Source organism: Otoolea muris, assembly GCF_943193115.1.
Taxonomy (GTDB): Bacteria; Bacillota; Clostridia; order Lachnospirales; family Lachnospiraceae; genus Otoolea; species Otoolea muris.
In genome coordinates this window covers 1-19,015 of record NZ_CALPCY010000072.1, presented here as the reverse complement: position 1 = coordinate 19,015, position 19,015 = coordinate 1, and the positions used below count along the sequence as shown (strand labels likewise).

14 protein-coding genes and 1 pseudogene are annotated in these 19,015 nt (G+C 50.1%); 3 read left to right on the top strand and 12 right to left on the bottom strand.

Going from position 1 to position 19,015, the window contains the following annotated elements:
• Positions 1–202: 202 nt before the first annotated feature.
• From NFS31_RS23940 to NFS31_RS23920, 5 genes are all read right to left on the bottom strand, one after another.
• Positions 203–910 carry an ATP-binding protein gene (locus NFS31_RS23940; protein WP_251500851.1) on the bottom strand — a complete coding sequence of 236 codons (708 nt, stop codon included), beginning with the start codon at positions 908–910 and terminating at the stop codon, positions 203–205.
• Positions 911–946: 36 nt separating this feature from the next.
• Positions 947–1,711, bottom strand: a complete 765-nt coding sequence (locus NFS31_RS23935) for an AAA family ATPase (protein ID WP_251500848.1) — start codon at positions 1,709–1,711, stop codon at positions 947–949.
• Positions 1,712–1,724: 13 nt separating this feature from the next.
• On the bottom strand, positions 1,725–3,410 hold the full coding sequence (gene rlmD / locus NFS31_RS23930; protein ID WP_251500853.1) for a 23S rRNA (uracil(1939)-C(5))-methyltransferase RlmD: 1,686 nt from the start codon (positions 3,408–3,410) through the stop codon (positions 1,725–1,727).
• A gap of 162 nt (positions 3,411–3,572) precedes the next feature.
• The gene (locus NFS31_RS23925) at positions 3,573–4,562 is read right to left on the bottom strand and encodes a WYL domain-containing protein (RefSeq protein ID WP_251500845.1); all 990 of its coding nucleotides are present in this window, start codon (positions 4,560–4,562) and stop codon (positions 3,573–3,575) included.
• On the bottom strand, positions 4,552–5,907 hold the full coding sequence (locus NFS31_RS23920) for a WYL domain-containing protein (protein WP_251500843.1): 1,356 nt from the start codon (positions 5,905–5,907) through the stop codon (positions 4,552–4,554). The genes NFS31_RS23925 and NFS31_RS23920 overlap by 11 nt, the downstream gene beginning before the upstream one ends.
• Before the next feature lie 253 nt (positions 5,908–6,160).
• Between NFS31_RS23920 and NFS31_RS23915 the strand changes: the two genes are divergently transcribed.
• Entirely contained in the window at positions 6,161–7,396 is a 1,236-nt protein-coding gene (locus NFS31_RS23915; RefSeq protein ID WP_251500840.1) for an RtcB family protein, read from the top strand.
• A 646-nt stretch (positions 7,397–8,042) separates the two neighbouring features.
• Positions 8,043–9,167 carry a slipin family protein gene (locus tag NFS31_RS23910; protein ID WP_251500837.1) on the top strand — a complete coding sequence of 375 codons (1,125 nt, stop codon included), beginning with the start codon at positions 8,043–8,045 and terminating at the stop codon, positions 9,165–9,167.
• Positions 9,168–9,434: 267 nt separating this feature from the next.
• Here the strand turns inward: NFS31_RS23910 and NFS31_RS23905 are convergent, their stop codons facing one another.
• The 3 genes from NFS31_RS23905 to ftsH all read right to left on the bottom strand — a co-directional run bounded on the left by NFS31_RS23905 (position 9,435) and on the right by ftsH (position 14,448).
• Positions 9,435–9,734 (bottom strand): DUF4366 domain-containing protein, encoded by a 300-nt coding sequence (locus tag NFS31_RS23905; protein WP_251500833.1) that lies wholly within the window; start codon positions 9,732–9,734, stop codon positions 9,435–9,437.
• 188 nt (positions 9,735–9,922) lie between these two features.
• Positions 9,923–12,379, bottom strand: a complete 2,457-nt coding sequence (locus tag NFS31_RS23900) for an ATP-dependent helicase (RefSeq protein WP_251500830.1) — start codon at positions 12,377–12,379, stop codon at positions 9,923–9,925.
• Between the two features lie 215 nt (positions 12,380–12,594).
• Positions 12,595–14,448, bottom strand: a complete 1,854-nt coding sequence (gene ftsH, locus NFS31_RS23895; protein WP_251500826.1) for an ATP-dependent zinc metalloprotease FtsH — start codon at positions 14,446–14,448, stop codon at positions 12,595–12,597.
• Between the two features lie 257 nt (positions 14,449–14,705).
• Here ftsH and NFS31_RS23890 point away from each other — a divergent pair, with 257 nt between their 5' ends.
• The gene (locus NFS31_RS23890) at positions 14,706–16,247 is read left to right on the top strand and encodes a MarR family transcriptional regulator (RefSeq protein ID WP_251500822.1); all 1,542 of its coding nucleotides are present in this window, start codon (positions 14,706–14,708) and stop codon (positions 16,245–16,247) included.
• 4 nt (positions 16,248–16,251) lie between these two features.
• On the opposite strand, the pseudogene NFS31_RS23885 reads toward NFS31_RS23890, so the two are convergent.
• From NFS31_RS23885 to NFS31_RS23875, 4 genes and pseudogenes are all read right to left on the bottom strand, one after another.
• A pseudogene (locus tag NFS31_RS23885) lies at positions 16,252–16,844 on the bottom strand (IS66 family transposase zinc-finger binding domain-containing protein); the annotation flags it as partial.
• A gap of 65 nt (positions 16,845–16,909) precedes the next feature.
• Positions 16,910–17,284, bottom strand: a complete 375-nt coding sequence (gene tnpB / locus NFS31_RS23880) for an IS66 family insertion sequence element accessory protein TnpB (protein ID WP_275563929.1) — start codon at positions 17,282–17,284, stop codon at positions 16,910–16,912.
• Entirely contained in the window at positions 17,224–17,589 is a 366-nt protein-coding gene (tnpA, locus tag NFS31_RS28430) for an IS66 family insertion sequence element accessory protein TnpA (protein ID WP_416389500.1), read from the bottom strand. The genes tnpB and tnpA overlap by 61 nt, the downstream gene beginning before the upstream one ends.
• Before the next feature lie 328 nt (positions 17,590–17,917).
• Positions 17,918–18,493 carry a hypothetical protein gene (locus NFS31_RS23875; RefSeq protein ID WP_251500817.1) on the bottom strand — a complete coding sequence of 192 codons (576 nt, stop codon included), beginning with the start codon at positions 18,491–18,493 and terminating at the stop codon, positions 17,918–17,920.
• Between the last annotated feature and the right edge of the window lie 522 nt (positions 18,494–19,015).

Genomic DNA, 19,015 nt, shown 5'->3' with positions numbered 1-19,015 from the left:
ATAATGCAGAACTTTACCGGAAATCCGACCTGCCGCCTGCAGACCGTGAGATTACGGTAGAGCAGGCAATCATCATAGCAAGGAATCAAGGTTATAAGATCAAGCCAGCTACTGCGTAACCTTAACATTCTCAATATTCAATTTTTAAAGCAGCCACCGAAAGATGGCTTGTTTGTGATGCGATTAAGGGAATGGATACCCTCTACTTCTCATTTTCAATCTTATCACCTTCAACTTTGATTTCTAATCTATCCTTTGAAAAGAACACAAATCTAAGGCTCTTATTAATCAAACTGACTGCTATTTTTATGTTTTTCTTTCGAGATTTTAAGATATTCAGTTCATCATTGAGATTTTTGATTTTTTCGTCAGATTCCTTTAATGCTTCATCAGCTTTCTTCTGTTCCCCCAAGGCTTGCTTCCATAACTTAATATCGCTAGAAACCTCATAATGTGCAATGGCCGCATTATCATTTGTGAGATTCCTTTTAAGCGTTCCATTTTTTTTAACTGCATTGTTATAATCTTCTATTTCCTGCTGTAACTTAGTCCTAAACAACTCATATTGCTCAAGTTTATCAATCAGGCAGCTCTCAAAATCAGTAATAGGTGTATACGGATGATTAATCTTTTTAAGAATAATTTCTCGTATCTTAAATATCTCTTTATTGATTTCTTCCACTACATCTTTACACTTTATATAATTAGGTGAATTCAAGACATCCATACCAGAAAAATCAACATTCAATTCCTGTATGATGCATTTTTTGAGTTTTTCCTCATGAATATCAACCTCTTTCGATAATACTTTCTCTATACTACCAATCAAATCTCGTTTACCTTGATCTGAGATTTCTTGAAAACAAAAAGGACATTTCTTTGTCTTTTCTTTCGAAAATACTGACTTCATTTCACTAATTTGATCTAATTTCCCGTCATCAATAAGCTAAAGAAGATATTGCTCACGATCTGACAACGTAGGTCTTTCAACCTTCTGTGAAAGAAGATTTTGTAATGGCTTTTCATCATATGAAACATTCAATTTCACAGTACTTCTAATCTGAGCCGCTTTATTAGCTATTACCTGACTTAACAGTTGAAGATTCTCTTCATAACGTTTTCTCAAATCCGCCAATGTTTCAGCAGGTTGCAATGCGATAATAGAATCCATTACTTTATCCGTAACGCTGGCATTGCGTTTACCATTATTAATAATCTTTTCTCGCTCAGCCCAATGTCCATTTCCAGACAATCCAAGGTTAATCTGAAATTTACAGTTGCTGGGAGACTTTATATTATCTTTGTCTTTATATTCGCCAGCAACTGTTTTAAGTTCTGCATTTCTTTTAGATTCAGCTTCAATTCTAAGTTCCAAATCCAATATTTTATCTTCAAGATTACCTAATTCACCCAAAAGAATAATTGCATTCAACCCATCGTCTCGTATTTTAACACGTGAACTCACATAATCTTCATTAAACACATGAATACACTGCGTATCCACAAAAGCCATATCTTTTTCATCAAGTAATGTGGCTTGGATTATATCATCAACTACATCCCCTTTTGCCTTACGCACAGCATTAGAAATAGTACTTTTTCCAGAGCCATTTTTCCCGTAAAGAACTGATATTCTATCTTCATTCATAAATAATTTCAGCTCTTTTTCTTCATTAAAAAAGCCCCCTTTAAACTTTATCTTTTTTAGCATTTTATCCTCCCATTTAAATCATTTGAAAATATTTGAACGCGTTTTTTATTGCATTTTCTTTTTCTTCTGTGCAGTTTGGCTGCTTAACATTTTCGTTCTTTGCCGTATTATAATTCTCACGCTCGATAATACCACACTTTGCTTTAATCTGAGCAATATTCAAACTGGATACTTTCAATCCGTATTTATCAAGCACATACTGTTTAATTTCCGCATAAGTGGCTTTGCTTTCCGCAGCCGTCACATCAAGCTCGCTCATTTCCAATTCCACTTCTATATTCTGTTTTGTATGAAGTTTTGAAAGCAACACGATACTTTCCACATGCTGTGTCCCCGGAAACATATCAACACAGCAAACCCGCCCAACCTCATAACCATATTTCTGAAACTCTGCAAGATCCCTCGCCAAACTTGTCGGCTTACAGCTCACATAGATAATCTTCTCCACCTGCCGCCGCCCTGCGGGCGCGGCTATCTTCTCGATCGCTTTCGGATGAATCCCATCCCTCGGCGGATCCAGTACAATCACATCCGGCTGCTGATCCCGCTTCGCCAGCTCATCCAAAACCTTCAGCACATCCCCTGCAATAAATTCACAGTTATCCAGCCCATTTTGCAACGCATTCTCCCGCGCCGCGCCGACTGCCTCCTCCACGATCTCAACCCCGACCACCTGCTCTGCCACAGGCGCCAGCATCTGGGCAATCGTGCCGGTTCCGCTGTATAAGTCAAACACCACCTTCCCCTTCGTTTCCCCCACATATTCCCGCACCTTCTCATACAGCCTCTCAGCCCCCAGAGAATTTGTCTGAAAAAATGAAAACGGCGTAATACAAAACGTAAGGCCCAGAATCTCCTCAAAAAAATAGTCCCTTCCATACAGAATATCCGTCCCCTCATCCTTAACCGCGTCGGCAGGGGAATCATTTTTTGTATGCAGGATCCCGGCCAGCGCGCCCTCCAGCGGCAGGGAGAGCAGGCGATCCGAAAATCCCCGCAGAAGCGCTTCCTCCTCCGGCCGGATATCCTCCGGCAGAGTCTCTGTCTGCGTCGTAGTCACAAGATCCACCAGAATTTCCCCTGTCTTCACAGCCCTGCGCACCAGAAGATGCCGCAGATACCCGATATGCTGCAATTTTCTGTAAAACCCGATCTTTCTCTCCCCAAAATACTCATTCGCTGCCGCCAATATTTTACAGAAATCAGGATGTACAATCCGGCAGTCCTTTGTCGTTACAATATCATAAAAACTGCCCCTCCGGTGCATTCCCAGCGCCAGCGGGCCGTCCTTTTCCTCATCTCCAAACGAAAATTCCATCTTATTCCGGTACCCGCGCTCCAAAGGGCTTCCAATAATCCCCTCAAATGGAAGATCCGGGCATACCGGATCTAAAAGCGCCCTCACCTGCCCCGCCTTCATAGCAAGCTGCGCCTCATAGGGCAGGGTCTGGTAGCTGCATCCCCCGCACTCCCCGAAATGAGGGCAGACATCCCGCTCCGTCTCCAGAGGCGACGGCTTTAAAATCTCCAAAAGCCTTCCTGAATTCTTTCCCTTCCGCTTTTTATTAAGCAGGAAACGGATCTCCTGTCCCTGAATCGCGTATTTGACCGCCACCCGTTCTCCCTCTATATACACAATCCCCTTATCCGGAAATTCATTCTTTTCCACAATGCCCTCGTAAATCTCGCCTTTTTTCATCCTTTTCTCCTCGCTCATCTGCTTTTTCGCGGCCGTCAGACAACCGGAAAGCCCGCAGAGACGCTCTTTTTCACAATCTCTGCAGGGCTCACAGGGCCAGATCCGCCCGCCCTTCCCAGCCATGACGCTCCCGCAAACTCCCTGTAACTCCTGCGGCGGCGTCTACACTTTCCCATATAAAAGCTCATGCTGCCGTTTCACCCGTTCCCTCGCCTGTGCGAGAAACGGCTCCGGCCCCAATATGCGGATCACCGGACCAAAAGACAGGAGTTCCACCAACAGCTCTGTCTCATCCGCCCGATCATAATAGATGGAACAGATATACTCCCCTCTTTTTTCATCAAATTCCGTGTGCTTCTCATAATTGGCAAAATGGAGCATGCAGCGCTCCAGGGAATTTCTTTCCCCGCTGATGGCAATCGTCACCGGCTCTTCACATCGCAGGCCCTGCGGAAAATGCGGCCGGTTCAAAGCCGTCTTCGTCTCCCGCCTGGAAATATGGCACGCGCGGATTCTTGCCATGTTAAACAAAACCTCCCGGCTGAAACTCCCTCCATACCACTCCAGACAGCAGAGGCGGAATTTATCATCCTTGGAAGAATACTGCATCCGTACCGGCAGCGCCTCGTGCGTTACGCAGCCCGCAATGTCTCTTCGCTTTCCCGCATAGGCCACAAACAGTGGTTTTCCCCCGCGCAGGGCCGACAGCGCAGTGCGGAAATTTTTCCGATATTCCGGCGACGCATAGTCGTCCCCGTCCAGATAACGGTCAAAATAATAGAAGTCTTCTTCCGAATAGAGCGGTTCCACTCCTTGAAGCTCCCTTTCCAGGCGTTTTCTCTCCTCTTCTTCCACAAACAGGCTGATTCTCGCATCTGAAAGCAATGCTTTCAGCCAGCTTTTCTGAAGATATGTGAGCGGCAGAAGCGGGATATGCGACACCGCCGAACAGAAATTCCCCTGTACATCCATCTCCCCAAACGCCCAGATTCCCTCTTTTATCTTTGGAAGAATCGTCAGCGCGCTCTCCTGAAAGCCGCAGGCCCGGACGATCTCATCCATGCGTCCGGCGCTTAACGGCTTTTGGGCCGCTTCCTTTAAAATTCCTCTCACAGCCCTGTAGTAGCAGCCGTATACCTTATCAAACAGCACCCGCGTCTCCTTTACAATACATCTGATACATTTTTTCCCAGTCGCCTGTCACCTTCATGACAGCAGGAAGGCTGCTGCCCTGAATATCCAGAATCCGGCCCGTGAAGGATTTGACCCAGGACAGCATTTCATTCGTATCAAAAAAAGCGCCGCTGTACAAATATTCATTTTCCCGGATCCGCAAAATTTCTCCCCCGCGCCCTTCCCGGTAAAGCCGGTCCAATATGTACGGCTCCCGGATCTCGTCAATATAAACCTTCATGCAGATCTCCTCAAGGCGCGAACGGCCGCCAAAGGATACGCCCCAGCAGCGCCCGAGGTTTCTCTGAAGAAGCGCCTTTTTCTCCTCATACTCCGGACAGCGCTCCCCGGCCGTCACCCCGGCGATGCAGTCCAGACGGTAATTGACAAACCGCCGCGCCTCCTCCTGGTAGCAGCACACATAACGCCTCCCTGTCCGGACGCTGACGAATATTTTCAGCGGAAGCCCCTCGGCGCTGCTTTTTCTTTTGCTGCGGCTGCTCTTATTGACAAACGAAATCCTGGCCCCCTTTTTCATGGCGCACAGAATGTCAAGAAGAACCCCGTCCTCCAGAGTATGGACAATAAACTGATGCTTGAACTGGAAATGATCGTTTCTTTTCTCCTCGCGATCCAAAAGCGTGCTCCCAATCACGCCGAACGGAGCCGCGCCCTGGTAAAACTTAACGGCCTCTGCCATATTGCCCGAAAGTCCGCCTTCCTCTTCTGGCGCATCCATGCGGGACGCCACCCGCCCTTTTGCATGCCCGACCTCTTCCCTGTCCAAATCCGATCCCTGTTTTCCCGCCTGCGCGCTCTCTGCGGCCTCCTCGCCCCCGGCCGGCTCCAGCGCATAGCGCCGCGTCTTTCCCTGTTTTACAGCCCTTAAAATTCCCAGTGCCTCATATTCCCTGAGCTTGAGCCGGATCGTCTGGCTGTCAAACACGATCCCATAGCATTCTGACATCCGATCCCCCAGTTCTCCGGCGCTAAGGCCCTCAGGCTCGCCATAGAGCTGATCCAGAAGGAAAAAATGAAGCATGATATCATTATCCGTAAAGCTCTTTGCCTTCCAGGCGGCGTACAGCGGATTCTCCGGGATAGCCTTGCTGTCTACATTAATATACACGCGCTTTCCCTTTGCCGAATAATCTGACCTCATATAGTCCGACAGCCAGCTCTCAATCCGCCGCCGTTCATTATCATACGTCCTCGCGCTCTTCTCCTCAAAATCATTTCTCATTTTAAATCCATACACATAAAACTGGCGCATATAATCCCGGATCCGGTCAAAATTTTTAATAAGCTCCTGAAATTCCGCCACAGCCTTGTTCCCCCCTTTCCAACCAGTCTAACGGGTCTTCACGAAATTGTCAAACACAAACTCAGGAACTGCGCGCTTTGCAAAAGTTATTTCATGACAGTTCCTGATTCCCGGAAATTTCCGGAAATTCCCATCTCGCAACTTTTTTTAAATGATTTTTCCTCCTGATTCCGCTATGATATTAACAAGCTGAGACGGCGCAAACCAGTATATCACCAGCGCCTTACATCAATCAGGAAAGGATGTGAAAGGTATGTTTGTAAACTACGAAAAAGACAGCATGAAGGTTCCCATCAAGGTATGGCTTGAGGATCCGGCGCAGCTTGAAGAGAGCTGTAAGAAACAGGCATACCGCCTGTCAACGCTTCCCTTTTTACATAAATGGGTCTGCCTCATGCCTGACACGCACGCCGGGATGGGCATGCCGATCGGCGGCGTGATAGCAACGGAAGATGTCATCATCCCCAATGCGGTAGGCGTGGATATCGGGTGCGGGATGGCATATACGCAGACCAATGTCCCTGTATCGCTTCTGCGCGGAATCCAGACAGGGAACGGCACACTTTTGCAGGCCATGGTCGGGGATATCATGCGCAACATCCCCCTTGGGTTTGCGCACCACAAGACCGCGATGCCCTGCTACACGCTGGATCTCGCCATGGAAGAGCTTGACCGGTATGAGGAGGACGCTGAGCTCTTAGGCCAGCTCGACGCCGGGTATTTCCAGATCGGGACGCTCGGGGGCGGAAATCATTTTATTGAGCTCCAGGAGGGCGACGACGGGCTTTTGTCCGTAATGCTCCACTCCGGAAGCCGCCATTTCGGAAAATCCGTATGCGACTATTTTCACCACAAAGCGCGCGAATTGAACGCCCGCTGGTACAGCCAGGTCCCGGATGACTACCGACTCGCGTTTCTCCCGGTGGACAGCGCCGAAGGAAAGCGGTATTTAAGCTGGATGCAGCTTTCCATGGACTTTGCAAAAGAAAACCGGGAAAAAATGATGCTGGCCGTAAAGGCCATTCTCGAAAAATGGATCGGTAAATACACGGAGATCCCGCTGGCCTTTTCCGGCGATATCAACTGCCATCACAACTATGCAGCCCTTGAACATCACTACAACAAAAATGTCTGGGTTCACCGCAAAGGCGCGGTGCGGGCGCGAAATGGAGAACTGGCCGTCATACCGGGCGCCATGGGTTCCTTAAGCTATGTCGTGATGGGAAAAGGATGCGAGGAAAGCTTCTGTTCCTCATCCCACGGCGCAGGCCGCCAGTATTCCCGCAAGGGCGCCATGAATACGTTCTCCTGCGAGGAGGTCATAGTTGATTTAAATAAACAGGGCGTCATCTTGGGCAAGAAAAATAAATCCGACGTAGCGGAGGAAAGCCGCTTTGCCTATAAAGATATCGAAGAGGTCATGAAAAACCAGAGCGATCTGGTCATCCCCGTAAAACGGCTGAAAACAGCCGGCGTAGTCAAGGGGTAAAAAGCGGTTCTGTAAACAGGATATATATAAACCATTTATATATATAGCACACGGCTTTATTCCAGCGTCTTCCCCGCAAAGCAGGGGGCGCGGCGGCGCAGCCGGCTCTGCCGGAACCGCGTACCGGGCCGTTTGCAGCAAATGATGTGTCGGAGGTTCGAATCCTCCTCTGCCTTGCGCAGATAGCTAAGTGGTATAGCAATCATTGTTGGAGTATCTATGAGGAGATAAAATCCAACCCCATCCCAAAAAGAGAAGCGCCCCTGATCCCGTCCCCGTCCTGTTCGGTTCTCCTGCGCGCGCCTCCTGGAAATCCAGTTATCCGTATCGAATTTTCCTGAGGAAATTCCAGATCGGATGGCCAAGGAACCCTTCAGCGCACGGTAAATACAGGGAAACGGACAGCCAGTGCAGGGGACAGCCGCAGACAGCCTGCGCTGTTTTGGATACCGGCCTCTGGTATACGGAATCTTCCGGAGAATCTTATGTACTACCGGAATCCCGGCAGGGCTCCGGGAGTACATAAGCTCCCGTTCCATCCCGGCGGCCTCAAAAAACGGCCCGCATGTCCGCGGCGGAAAAGGGGCGGCCCTCTCTTTTAGCAGCAGCTCAGACCACCCATCGCTTCCGAAAGGAGGGGCGTATTATGAAATATATTATCAGAGAACAGGAATGCGGCTACCTTTTAAAAAACGGCGTCTTCGTCCGCCTGCTGACCGCCGGAAAATACCGCTACATGGCGCGTCTCGGCTATGATGTAAAAATTGTAAGCATGACCGGATCCGTTGACACCTGCGGCATTCCCGCCGAAATCCTGATGCGCGACTTAAGTTTCGCCTCCCGCGTCATACTGACCGACATCCCCGACACATGCCTGGGGATCCGCTTCGTCAACGACGCCTTCAAAGAGGTCTTAAACGGCCCCAGGGCCTTATACTGGAATGTATTTGAAAAGGTCGAGATCCGCCTTACAGACATCTCCAATCCATATATGGAGGGATCGCTTCCCAGGATCTATCTGGATCTGATGCCTGTGAAATACTATAAAAAAATCGCGGTTAAGGACGGCGAGCTGGGCCTTCTCTACTTTGACGGCCGCCTTGAAAAACGCCTGCCTCAGGGCGTCTACTATTTCTGGAATTACGGAAAAGAAGTGACCTGCAAAATCTTTAACCTGAAAATGCAGCAGCTCGAAATCTCCGGCCAGGAAATCCTGACGGCCGACAAGGTCGGAATCCGCCTAAACGCAGTCTGCGCCTACCGAATCAGCGATCCGGAACGACTTGTCCAGACCATTGAAGGCGCGTCGGCCCAGCTCTACACAGCTTCCCAGCTATGCCTGCGGGAATACGTCGGACAGTTTCGCCTTGACGAGCTTCTGGCCCAGAAGGAAGAAATCGGGCGCGCGGTCTGCGCTGCTTTAAAGGAAAAAGAATCGGAATTCTGTGTGGAAATCCTTGGCTTTGGCATAAAGGATGTCATCCTGCCCGGCGAAATCCGCGAAATCATGAATACAGTCCTGGTCGCCGAGAAAAAAGCCCAGGCCAATGTGATCATGCGACGCGAGGAAGTCGCCTCCACCCGAAGCCTGCTAAATACCGCCCGGCTCATGGATGAAAACAAAACCCTGCTCCGCTTAAAGGAGATGGAGTATCTGGAGAGGATCTGCGACAAAGTGGGAACCATCACCTTAAACGGCGGAAACAGCCTCCTGGAACAGCTCTCACAGCTTACCACAGGCCAGAATGCATCCGCGGGCGTTCCCGGGTAATTATCCAAGTCATCCGTAAATCTCCCACGGTTTCCGTACTTAGTAACTGTTAAGCAGAATCCCTGCCGATGAACCGTACTATCCTCACAGACATCTGACATATTTTCGGACGCGCGCTCTTTGGGCAAAAAACGCGAAAAAACCGCCTGCCGGACGGCCAAAAAAGCAGCATCCGGCAGGCGGCGGGTACGCCTGTTCCCGGAAGCGTGTCTGAAACATCACTCACGCTCCGGCATTCCATACAGCCGTCCAGACGACGGCAGGCTCTTATTCCTTGTCTTTTTCTTTCTCCTCCTCGGCCTCATCCTCGAAGAAATCGTCGTCGAAATCGTCCTCGAAGTCATCCTCGAAATCCTCAAGATAATCCGGGGTGAAGAAACGGTATACGCCGTAAGCAATCGCCGCCACCGCGGCTACAACGCCGATGATAGCCAGGATCCAGAGAATACAATTTTTCTTCTTCTCTTCCTCTTCCTTTCTGTGAAGGAATTCATTCAGCTTTGTCGCATTCATGATCTCCTCAACCTTTGATAAGGCGTCCTTTCCCATCATATCAAATCTGTTCATAGAACCCACATCCTTTCTTCCGTGATACTCCACCGAATCTTTTTCAGCCGCTGCCTGCGCCGTTCACCGGCCATAGAAAAATTCCTGTCAGACAACCGCCGAAACGAATAAGCGGCAGCAACAACCGTTCTATTCTATTATATCATTAATATAGGCTTTTTACTATCATATTTTTAAAAAAATCCGCCTCACACCTTTACAAGCTTTGCAAACGACGCAAACATTTTTTTATTTCCCACCCGATCAAACTCAACCGTCACCTCATAGTCCTTTCCGCCATCTGCGATCGCCCGGACCGTTCCCTCGCCGAATTTGATATGGCGGACGCGATCCCCTTCCCCATAGGAAAGATGATCCGCTTTCTGGACGGTAAACGACTTGCCAAAGGAAGGGGACGGCGCTGTGCCGGACGCGTAGGCGCTGCCCTTGCCAAAGCCGCCCTTCCAGGCTGACCCTGGAACAGCGCCCCTGGCTCCTGCCCCGTTCTCCCGAAACGGCGCTCCGCTATTCGCCGCAGCGGCCTCAGCCCCTGCATCCTCCATTGGCTGCGGCATACCGCCGCCCCAGCCTGTCCTCATACCCGGGCTGCCGCTCCAGACGCTCTCCTTTGGCTGTGCCTGGGCTCTGTCCCTGCCCGGACCGCCAAAGCCGGTATTGGAAAAGCTGCCTCCGCCTCTCCCAGAAAACCCCGCGGCCGATCCGTACGCCGAAGGCTGCTCTTCCTCTTCCAGAAGCCATTCCGGAATCTCGTCTATAAAACGGCTGACCCTGGAATACCTCGTCTCGCCTCTGCTCATCCGCTGTCTGGCAGCCGTGAGTGTCAGGCGCTCCTTTGCGCGCGTAATCCCCACATAGCAGAGCCGGCGCTCCTCCTCAATGGCGTCCGGATTATCCGAGTAGATGGACATACTGCCCGGAAACAGCCCGTCCTCCATGCCGCTTAAATATACATGCGGAAATTCAAGCCCCTTGGCGCTGTGCAGAGTCATAAGCACCGCCCGGTTCTCAGACTCATCCACATTGTCCACATCCGCCACCAGGGCGACCTCCTCCAAAAAACCGTCCAGCGTCGGCTCCTCGCTGCCCGCGGTATAGCTTGCCGCCTTATTCATCAGCTCCTCAATGTTCTGAAGCCGCGATTCAGCCTCCACCTCCCCTTCTGCCTCCAGCTCCTTCCGGTATCCTGTCTGTTCCAGTATCTCTTCGATCAGATCCTTGATCGAAAGTTCCGCAAGCCTGCTCTTAAACATTTCGATCTGATCCGTAAACCCGCCAATCTTATCCGCCGCCTTTCCGATCGAGGGCACGCCCTTTGCCCGCAAAAGCGCCTGATAAAAGCTCATACCATTCGCCGAGGCAAAGATCGTCACCTTTCCGATCGTCGTCGCGCCGATCCCGCGTTTGGGGACATTCACAATGCGCTGCACCGCCAGATCATCCTGCCCGTTGGCAATCGTTTTCAAGTAACAGAGGATATCCTTGATTTCCTTTCTCTGGTAAAAATTCACGCCTCCCACCAGACGGTACGGAATGCTGTACAGAATAAATTTCTCCTCCAAAAGGCGCGACTGGGCGTTGGTCCGGTACAAAACGGCAAAATCCGAATATTCCCGGTTCCCGGCCTCTTTGGTCTTTAAAATATCCCTTGCAATCGCATCCGCCTCCTCATAGGCAGTGTCAAACTGCAGAAAACGCGGCCGGCTGCCCTCTCCGTTTGAAGTCCACAGCTTCTTTTCCTTCCTGCTGCGGTTATTGCTGATCACCTCGTTCGCCGTGTCCAGAATGCTCTGCGTCGAGCGGTAATTCTGCTCCAGCTTGATCACCTGCGCCCCGGAAAACACCTTTTCAAAGCTTAAGATATTTCCGATGTCCGCGCCCCGAAAGCCGTAGATCGACTGATCGTCGTCCCCCACCACGCAGATATTCCGGTATTTTGCCGCTAACAGATCCACAAACCGGAACTGCACCATATTCGTGTCCTGATACTCATCAACCATAATATAGCGGAACTTATCCTGATAAAAATTCAGCACATCCGGGACGCTCTCAAACAGCTCCACGGTCTTGAGCAGCAGATCGTCAAAATCCAGCGCATTATTCTTCTTTAATTCCTTTTGATACTCCTTATAAATCTCGGCAACCTTCTTCTCCCTGTAATCTCCCTCCGCGCACGCCTCAAAATCCTGAACGGTGATCATCTCATTCTTTGCCGAGGAAATGCGTCCCAAAACCTCCCGCTCCCGAAACTGCTTAGAATCTATATTCAGCCTCTTAAAAATCTGCTTCATCAGCGTCTTCTGATCATCGCTGTCATAGATGGTAAAATTCGTGTTATAGCCCAGATAGTCAATATAGCGGCGCAGAATCCGCACGCATGAAGAGTGGAAGGTGCTTACCCATATACTTTCCGCGCCAAAATCCACCAGCCTGTCCACGCGCTCGCGCATCTCCGCCGCCGCCTTATTCGTAAACGTAATCGCCAGGATATTCCACGGCTTAACCTGTTTTTCCTCTATTAAATAGGCAATCCGGTGCGTCAGGACCCTGGTCTTGCCCGAGCCCGCTCCCGCCAGCACCAGCAAAGGCCCTTCCGTACAGAACACAGCCTCCTGCTGCATCTCGTTCAGAGTATCATATTTACCCATATATTCAGTACCGCCTTCTATGTAGAATCGTTTATAATTAACGCTATTATATACGATTTGGGCAAGGATGTCCATATAGAATGGCGTTGAGGGCAGCGTTTTGGAGGGCCGGGGGAGGTTGCGCCGTGATTTGCGCTGCGGTTTGCGTTTCGGGCCGATTACCTGAGAAATATATGGAGGATCGTGAAAGGGCCGCCGGCGGCAAGGCCGCCCTTTTACGATTCCCCGCCTGCCTCTATATTGCCCGCCTCAAGCAGCTCCATAAACTCCTCCCCTGTGAGCGTCTCCTTCTCCAGCAGACGGGCTGCCAAACGGTGGAGGTTTTCTTCATTCCCGCTCAGGATTGATTTTGCCCGCGAATACGCTTTTTTCACCAGGCGGATCACCTCGTCGTCGATCCTGGCGGCTGTCTCGGGCGAGCAGGCCAGCGACGCGTCATTTCCAAGATACGCGTTGTTCACGACTTCCAGGGCCACCATGCCGAACTGCTCGCTCATACCGTAGCGCGTCACCATCGCCCGGGCAATCTTTGTGGCCTGCTCGATATCGTTGGCGGCCCCGGTTGTAATGGAGCCGAAGATCAGCTCCTCCGCCGCGCGCCCTCCTGTCAGGGTGACGATCTTGTTAAACGCCTCCTCGCTGCTCATCAGGAAGTGTTCCTCGGATTCCACCTGCATGGTATATCCCAGCGCGCCCGACGTCCGGGGAATAATGGTTATCTTATGCACCGGCGCGGAATGGTTCTGTAAGGCCGCGACCAGCGCATGCCCGATCTCATGATAAGAGACAATGCGCTTTTCTTTTTCCGATACGCCGGCGTCCTTTCTCTGATAGCCGGCGATAACAGTCTCCACACTTTCCTCCAAATCCTGCTGAGACACGGTTTTCCTTCCCATACGGACAGCCCGCAGCGCCGCTTCGTTTACAATATTCGCAAGCTCTGCCCCGCTGACGCCGCTCGTAGCCCGGGCAATCGTGTGATAGTCCACCGTTTCGTCCAGCTTCACCTGACGCGCGTGTACCTTTAAAATATCCTCCCGCCCCTTCAGATCCGGGAGCTCCACCGGGATCCGGCGGTCAAAGCGGCCTGGGCGCAAAAGCGCTTTGTCCAGGGACTCCGGACGGTTGGTGGCCGCCAGAATGACCACTCCCTTCTGCCCGTCAAATCCGTCCATCTCGATCAGAAGCTGGTTCAAGGTCTGCTCCCGCTCGTCATTCCCGCCGACGCCGCCCCCGTCGCGCTTCTTTCCTATCGTGTCAATCTCATCAATAAATACAATACACGGCGCTTTTTCGCCCGCCTGTTTGAACAGATCCCGCACCTTCGCCGCGCCCATACCCACAAACATCTCCACAAACTCCGAACCCGAAATGGAGAAAAAGGGCACATGCGCCTCTCCGGCTACCGCTTTGGCAAGCAATGTCTTACCCGTTCCGGGAGGGCCCACTAAAAGCGCCCCCTTGGGAAGCGATGCGCCAATCTCCGAATACTTCTGCGGGTTGTGCAGAAAATCCACAATCTCCTGCAGCGCCTCCTTTGCCTCCTCCTGCCCGGCCACATCCGCGAATGTCTTTCCCGTCTCCGACTCCGCATAAATCTTGGCATTGGACTTTCCAAACGTCATCGCATTCGGCCCTCCCATGCGCTTCATCAGCGAACGGCTAAGCACCTGCCCTATCCCGAAAAACAGCGCCACCGGCAGAATCCAGGTCAGAAGAAAGTTGAGGAGCGGCGATGCCTGCGTCTGAATCTCCGCGCTGTAGCGCTCCACTCCCGCCTCCTTCAGCATCTGATATAAATCAGCCCCCGGAAGCTCCCCTGTCTTATAATTGATCCATCTGCTGTCCTTTAAGGTGTAAATAATCTCATTATTTGTCGTCACATACACCTCGTCAACATTCTTCCTCTCCAGCTCCTTCTCAAACTGATCATAGCGCACCTCCTGCGTCCGATCCATCATGGATGGAAAAATAAAGATGTTCAGAAGCATTACGATCAGCATCACCAGTCCATAATAATAGAGGAATGATTTGCGCGGCGGTTTGTTGCCGTATTCATTTTCTTTCATTTGTTTTTATCTCTGCCCTTCTCTGTATTTAATCATCTGCCAGTGCAAAAGGCACGCCAGAACGCCTCTGCCTTGTGTCTGATTTAAATGGACTATACCGCACAAACATATGATTGTCAATATATTATCATAAATATTTATTTACTTTTTATAAATATTGACTTATTTTTATAAATATGTTAGGATGAATCATACGAAAACAGCACCAACTGGTTTTACCAACCAAGCAAATACACAAAACGGAGACGAATACAACCATGAAGCATGGGGAAAAAAACACCTTAGAATCGATCCTGAAAGCGGCCAGAACCATGGTTAAACGAAGTTCAGCAGAGCCTGATCCGAACACCGATATGGCGGAACATGAATATGAACATGCTGAAAAAGAAGCAGGAGCAGATAACCGTAAACCAGACCTCCCCCCGAAACCGCCGTCTGGACAGGCGCCCTTTGAGAGCGTTCAGCAAACGGATGAACGCCTGTGGACAGAGAGCCGATTCTCAGCACCCGGCGCGCAGGAAGATGCGGATGGCAAGACAGGCCCGGATGTTAAAACTGGCATGCATTACAGGGCAGGCTCGGACGCTAAGACAGATGGATCCGGCAAGACACGTGCAGATGTTAAGACTGACAGCCTCGATAGGACTGCCGCAGACGTTAAGGCTGACAGCCTCAATAGGACTGCCGCGGACGTTAAGACGAATAGCCTCGATAGGACTGCCGTGGATGTTAAGACGAATAACCTCAATAGGACTGCCGCGGACGTTAAGACGAATAGCCTCAATAGGACTGCTACGGACGTTAAGACGAATAGCCTCAATAGGACTGCTGCGGACGTTAAGACGAATAGCCTCGATAGGGCTGCTGCAGACGTTAAGACGAATAGCCTCGATAGGGCTGCTGCAGACGTTAAGACGAATAGCCTCGATAGGGCTGTTGCAGACGTTAAGATCGATAGGCTCGACAAGACGCTGGCGGAGGTTAATGCTGATAGCCTAGACAAGGCGTTTGCAAACGTTAAGACTGATAGCCCCGACAAGACACATGCGGACGTTAAGACTGACAACCTCGTCAAAACATGTGCGGATGTTAAGACTGATAAGCATGACAGGACAGGCGCGAACATTAAAACTGACCGGCTCGATGGGACAGGCGCGAACATTAAAACTGACCGGCTCGATGGGACCGGCGCGAACATTAAAACTGACCGGCTCGATGGGACCGGCGCGGACGATAAGGCTGATATGTATGATACCTCAAATACGGTTACAGAAATAGATACGGAAACCATTTCGGCCCCTGAAGAGTATATGACAGATATCCATACTGTCGGCATCCATTTTTTGGAGTTCGCCGTTGCTTTCCTAACCTTGTCCAAATGCCAGTACCACAGCAGCAGCCTGAAGGTCAGCTCCCTTCCTTTCTTTACGCTCGTCGCGCTTGACAACTGGGCGGAAAAGGATTATACCATGTCCGAGCTGGCGGAAAAGCTTCGGATCACAAAACAGCAGCTCTCCAAAATGATCAATATGCTGGAGGAAAAAGGACTTGTGGAACGGATCCACGACCGGGAAAACCGCCGGCGCGTCTACATCCGTATCTGCGACGCCGGCCGTGAAATGATGGACTGCTTAAAGCAGGAGATGCTTGAATCCACACTGTTTGGCCTCCGCTCCTACAGCCCGGAGGAACTCTTTGAGATGGATTCCTGTATCTGCCGCCTGATAAAGCTGATGGAAAAATTCAACACAGATCCCGTGCATGAGGACGACCGGATAGAAGCGGGCGGGGGGGAGTAAAACTCCATTCCTTTTCCTGGCGGTATAAAGGGATACCCAGTTCAAACTTCTGATGGATGAGCCACGAAATCGTGAAAGCAGACGCAAGGGAGTGCATGACCGGGAACAGAGCGCCGGGGATTTCTCCATATAAGGTGTTCCGTTTTTTCGGCATGCCCTGCATTCATAAGTTTCCCGGTAATGGTCGACCACTTTCAGGCTGGCAGGAATGAACTGTACCTCCGTACGGACAAACTCCTCACCGACTTCTACCATGGCGCTCCCGCACCTTTCACAGATCTGTTCACTCTCATCGATTGTGTGGAGCACTTTGCTGCGGGGAATGTCTTTTATCAGTTTCTTCCGCTGGCCGGCATATTTCCTTTTACACAGATGTTTTTCGACCTCCGCCAGATCCGGTTCATGGGCATCCGGACTGGCACAGGATTCCAGTTCATTAAAAAGAGACATCTGTCCCTCTATTTCAAGGGCAGACATCTTCTCGGATTTTGTTCCATAAAGCTTACGGGTAAGGAAATCAACCTGCTCCCTGAGGAACCGGATTTGCTGTTCCAGTTCTCTGATCTGCTTTTTGTACTCCTGCTCTGTATCCGGCATGGGCTGAAAACCTTCCTTTTTATGATAGGTTCATTATACCATAAAACAGCAGGATTTTCCGGCATTTATAAGGAATTTCCGGGTTTTCCCGGTTTTTGGGGAGCCCATTTGCGGACTGCTTTTGGCTGCTCCGGGTTCAGGCCCTCCAGCAGCCAGCAGAACTGCTGATGGGAGAGCTGTCTGGCTTCTTCACCCGTGCGCGGCCACTTTAGACGGCCGTTTTCGTAGCGCTTATAGAAAAGACCGAAGCCGTCCCCTTCATAGTGGACTGCCTTAATTCGGTCAGCACGTTTTCCGCAGAAAAGGAATAAGGAATTGCTGTAAGTATCCATCTGAAGGCTGTACTGGATGATATCTACCAGGCCGTCCAACTGTTTTCTCATATCCGTGTACCCGGTGCGCAAATAGATTTTTTGTACCTGGGAGAGGTCTCCTGACATGACCGCACTGCTTTCAAGATAGCCTCCAGCAACTCCCGGAGAGTATCTTCAAAGAGTTCAACGGTCACAGTACCGGTATGGAGCACTGCTGCAGGAAAGGCACAGGAATCCTGTCTGCCGCGGAGGGATACCTCCGTAAATTCAGGGGCCGCATCCGGCATCAACGCAGCCTGCTCCATGACCGGCCTGCATCCATGACTCTTTCGGGGCAGTTCCTCAAGCGCCAGCTTCCGGAGCTTTGCCATCCAGTAATAATAGCTTTTTAAAGAGATATCATGCTGTTCGCACCATGCCTGGTTTGTCAGGCCGGAGGCCCTTCATTGCCGTATTACGTCGAGCCAGTATTGCAGTTTCATCTGCTTATCCTGAGTTAAAGCGGAAATGTCCATGGGTATTCTCCTTTACTTAGAGTTAGAGTTTTTGGAGTGAACACTAAAAACTCTAACCCTAAGTTTACAGGGGGAAGCTAAATATTTCACTACACGTTCTTAATTGACGCTTACGCTGTACGTGCCACTTTGCGGGAGATTTGGGCCAAATGAACGCGGCGAAACGGGCTGCGTTAAGTGAATTGGCCCAAATATACCGTGAAGTGGGGCGTGCAGATGCCAGGAATGAATTTTCAAACACGCTCTAAACCAGATATGTATTTACATCAATAATCCCCATCCGCTCCAAGATTGCCTTCCTGTCTGTATTCCACAGCCCCAGAGAAAGCTTGTCCACATTAAAAAACGCCGCATCGTTCGGGAACAGTTCCCTGAAATCAACCGCCAGCTCAAAGGCATATTCAATCGCCGCTCCGTATCCTCCATCCTTTTTACACAGGTAGAGGAATGCCTGCTTAAGTTCCACCCGAATTGAATCAAAATCAATATTCATCTCATATTCCGGAATATTTTCCCTGCTTCCTGCCATCTGCACATCCCTAAGAGCCTGAACCAAATTGGAGGCATTGAGCGGCTCCGCATCCTCGCTGTATCGTTTTAAGAAAGCATTGATATCAGTTATCATCTCTCCGATAGTCATACCCTTTCCTGATACCTCTCCCGCAGGCATTACCAGAAATATGTTTTCATCCCCCTCTTTCTTGTAAAGCGCCACCAGATTTGTCCCCACCAGCTTAAAAGTCACCGCCGCCTGCGTCTTGAACTGTACTGTCCGCATAACTCCATCTTCCTGTCTCTCAATCCTGATCTCTTCTGTCATTTTCTTTACCTTCCTTTCTGAATCTGTCCTGATATTGTACCCCGGCCCCCGCTTACACGTAGCCTTTAAATAAATATATGCGGTTTCCGTTCTAAATATGACAGTCCTTTCATATATTCTTTTAAATATGATACAGAAGAAATGATTATAAACATTTTCCGAAGCAGACCACGTAATAATTGCAAAAAAAGGCGCGCCTGTATTGGATAATCAGAACGAGCGCCTGTATATTCAAACCTGAAGATATTGCCCTGAAGGATGAGCGATTTCAGATTGAAAACGATCATTGGGTTATTTGACAGCGGAAAACACGTTTCAGACAGACTGTCTTCTGGGGTGTCGAAGCAACATTCTATAGATCCGCGGGTATAGCAATCTATGTATATTTCTTGGCTAATCCGTTGCCACAGCATTCCTTTCTTCCTTTCATTTTTCCTTTCCCTATTCCCCCCTATCCGAAGTAGGGTAAGGCCGTTAAAAGTTAAGGAATTTCGGGAAAAAAGAGCAGTTCAAAAGGAAAAA